The sequence below is a fragment of the Nostoc sp. genome (assembly GCF_035638895.1).
GTDB lineage: Bacteria > Cyanobacteriota > Cyanobacteriia > Cyanobacteriales > Nostocaceae > Nostoc.
The window spans coordinates 1-3626 of the sequence record NZ_DASQZC010000531.1 but is presented as its reverse complement, the minus strand read 5'-3'; the positions used below and the strand labels follow the sequence as shown (position 1 = coordinate 3626).

Here is a 3626-nt window from a genome sequence, read left to right as displayed (position 1 = left end):
GAACAGGGTAATGTCCAACTTAACGATAAAGTTTGCACATCTAAGAAAATTAATGTCAAGTTAGGCGATCGCATCACTCTCGAAATACCAGAAGCGCAACCTTTAGAACTCCTTGCAGAAGATATCCCCTTAGATATCCTCTACGAAGACGACCAGTTACTCATTCTTAACAAACCCGCAGGTTTAGTTGTCCATCCTGCACCTGGTCATCCCGATGGCACTTTGGTAAATGCTCTATTGGCACACTGTCCTAATTTACCAGGAATTGGCGGAGTCCAACGTCCGGGAATCGTCCATCGATTAGATAAGGATACAACAGGTGCGATCGCGATCGCTAAAACAGAAGTTGCCCATCATCACCTACAAGCACAACTCAAAGCTAAAACCGCACGCAGAGAATACTTGGGTGTGGTTTACGGTGCGCCAAAAGCTGAAAGTGGCACAATTGACTTACCCATTGGTCGCCATCCACAAGACCGCAAAAAAATGGCTATTATGCCTGTTGAACAAGGCGGACGAGCCGCCGTCACTCATTGGCAAGTACTAGAACGCCTCGGCAACTTTACCTTAATCCACTTCCAACTAGAAACTGGACGCACCCATCAAATTCGCGTCCACAGCGCCAAAATGGGTCATCCTATTGTCGGCGACCCAGTTTATAGTTCTGGTCATTCAGTGGGGGTAAATTTGCCCGGTCAAGCACTGCACGCTTGGCGACTAAAATTGCAGCATCCCGTCTCTGGAGAGTTGATTGAGGTGACAGCAAACCCTCCCAGCCATTTTACAAAACTTTTGGAGATGTTAAAAAGACGAACTACACTTTAGGCCTAATGCCCAATGTCCAATACCCATTAACAACTAGCGTGCATTAGACATGGGATAGAGTCTGTTCCACTAGTTATACCTAAATGAAACTCCTACATAACCCAAGACTTATGCACGCTATAAATGATCAGATGGATGTACTAGACAGCCGTTGAACCAAAATCGTTACTTAATTCCAGCCAACTGGCGATAAGGTACAGACTTTTCGATATCGATGTTGAATGACGAGATCCTTTGTGGCGTATTGCCAGTTGCATTGACACTTTGTGCCATAGACAAGAATAGAGCTGGATCGCCTGCCTTGGGCTTTCGCTCTTGTGGGAGGAATCTGCGTACTTCGACCTGCCAAATGATTTGGGGGAAACCCAGTTTGGCACGGTGGTAAGCTTCGTATCGCGGAGATTTGATGTTGAATGGCAACTCACCTTCAGCGCGGGATGGCAGTATGCGACGGCGCTGATAAGGCACTGTGGAGTCTCCAAAATTGCTCAGGTACTCTTCAGTGTTGAGGACTTCATCAATAAAACCTCTAATACCCTTGGTAGCGACTACAATTGACCAGGCAATTTTTTCCCGCTCACTGTATGGGTCGCGTCCTAGAGCACGCTGGATTACTTGCTCAACAAAGCGATAATTATTGTTGAGGTCGTAGAAGCTTTTCTTAAAGGTATCGGAAAGCAGCAACCCACGAATAAAGTCCCGCACTGTAATCTGTCCATTACGGAGTTGGGACTCTAAAAATGTTTGGCGATCGGAAGCAAAGGCGTGAAAGAAAATTTGACGATATGCTGCTTCAATCAGAACGTCTAAATCTGACGGAGAAAGCAAATTGTCTGTAGTAAAAATCCTGGGCTGTTCATCACCCGGTACTTCGTATGCAGCTACACGCTGATTTTGACTTGAAGGGTCGTATGTTAACAGAGGAATTGCCACTCTAAAGCCTCCATATTTCTTAATTAAAGTTAACAACTTTAGATCACATATTAAGGGAGTAGTTGTATCAAAACTTCAGATTCTGATAAAATTTCACGAAACTTAACTAAGGGGAATTTAACTATTCCAAAAAACAAGTATTAGCTTGTTGGACTCAACCCATAGCTAATTTATAAAGGCAGTGACCCTTTCAGCCTAATAACTACCTAAAAAACTTTGTTCACATACTTCAGATTAGAAGATTCAGTTTCACCTTTTTGAAATAAAGCAATAATTTTTAACATATAGCAAAAGAAATTAATAGGGAGTGAAGAATTAAAAACAAGGGGAAAGACTTGTTGCAAGTTCTCACCTCTTGTCCCTTTGTTTCCCTTACTCCCTACTCCCTCGACCTATCCAAAATTCCAAGGGATCTATAGTTGACTTACAGTGAGGCCAGCTACGCAAAGTTGCTTCCATCCCTGCCTCCCAGTAGGGTGGTTCTAATCCCAGTCCTAAACATAAATGAGATAAGATGCTAGCAAACTGCTGATTGTGACCAAAGTCTCCTAGATGGGCATGGGCGTATTCATGAACGACTACACCAAACCAGTGTCTAGGTGCAACTCGACCGACATCTACCAGAATAGTTACTGGGTTTGTGAGAATATTGCACAGCCCGTCGATGCCGAAGGATTGAGCTATGGGGACTGCAAAAATTTGGATGTGGCGACGCTCTTGGGGATGAAAACACTCATGACAAAGGTCTAGATAGGTATTGATCTGAGCGTTAACGGTGTTAATATTATCACCGATCCAAGTACAAATGGGGATGCGATCGCGCACGTTATCGAACACATCCACCATACCCGGTTCTAGGGCAAACCCCTGTACTCGATGCAGATAATCTCGGCCACGAGTAAAAGCATCGGTCTGCTTAAGAATCATTCACCAGCCCAAAACTGAATAAAACTCTCTTTTTTCCAAAACATCCGACCCTTGTTTTTCTGTTACTTGTTCTGGGTTGGAAGCTTCAATAGAAGTTTCAATGCGAGTTTCGGTACAAAATGATGCAGTGCTGAAGCCACCAAAGCGTTTCACTGTACTGGTTCGTAGTCGCATATTTGGGCTAGCGAACCAGAATCTTTCAATGGAACTCATTGTTTCGTATTCGGTTGTCAACACTAGCCCATCTTCATCATCCATGTGAAAAAGACCGACTACAGGCATAATTTCAGCGTAGCCTCTTTCACGGAGTAATTTACCAGCTCTTGGGTTATCGCCATCAGGAACGATCGCAAATATGGTTTTCCCTTGATGGTTCTCGTCATTTTCTCTATCCCAGGCCATTGTGCCCAGCCAACGCACCCGTGATCCACCTACTGACAGGCTGGGGTCAATCTGATGATACTGGCACAGTTCAATGATTTCTGGATGATTGGCATCCAGAGTTTCTACCTGTATATCCGATTCTCCTGTTTCTGAGCGCTTAAAGGGTAGGTGATGAGTTGCACGTTGCGATCGCCACTTACCAGCACTTAACTGAAAAAAGTCCATTGCGTCTATCAATCTTCTAACTCCTACTTATTAGGGACTTCCAAATAAAAAAATATACAACTATTTATTGTGGGGTGGGCGTCTCGTCCGCCCATAGTCAAAGGCGGGCAAGATGCCCACCCCACAAGATTGGATAATTTATTTCTTGCAAGTCCCTTACTCCTGCGGATGACGTTTTACGGTTTTTTATTTTTATAGTTTTTGGTATACAAACATTGTGACATACTCTACACACTCCCCTGTGTAACCATTATAAAAAATAAGCACTTAAGATTAAAGATGTCAAAACGTCGTTTAATAGATTGGTAATTATATGCAGTTTACGCTGATAA

The 3626-nt window shown here is 43.6% G+C and carries 4 protein-coding genes; 1 reads left to right on the top strand and 3 read right to left on the bottom strand.

Annotation, left to right across the window (positions count from 1 at the left end; genetic code table 11):
- A partial coding sequence (locus VE944_RS26255; protein ID WP_324984087.1) for an RluA family pseudouridine synthase occupies positions 1-825 on the top strand: 825 nt, incomplete at its 5' end.
- A 165-nt stretch (positions 826-990) separates the two neighbouring features.
- On the opposite strand, the gene VE944_RS26250 is transcribed toward VE944_RS26255, so the two are convergent.
- From VE944_RS26250 to VE944_RS26240, 3 genes are all read right to left on the bottom strand, one after another.
- Complete coding sequence (locus tag VE944_RS26250) at positions 991-1758, bottom strand: phycobilisome rod-core linker polypeptide (protein ID WP_324984084.1); 768 nt, start codon at positions 1756-1758, stop codon at positions 991-993.
- A 372-nt stretch (positions 1759-2130) separates the two neighbouring features.
- On the bottom strand, positions 2131-2685 hold the full coding sequence (locus tag VE944_RS26245; protein WP_324984082.1) for a hypothetical protein: 555 nt from the start codon (positions 2683-2685) through the stop codon (positions 2131-2133).
- Entirely contained in the window at positions 2686-3303 is a 618-nt protein-coding gene (locus VE944_RS26240; protein ID WP_324984088.1) for a phycobiliprotein lyase, read from the bottom strand. It lies immediately after the preceding gene.
- Positions 3304-3626: the final 323 nt, after the last annotated feature.

What these genes read in the sequence shown, in the direction of transcription:
- VE944_RS26245 (WP_324984082.1), bottom strand. Translation starts at nt 2,685, where the DNA reads ATGATTCTTAAGCAGACCGATGCTTTTACTCGTGGCCGAGATTATCTG.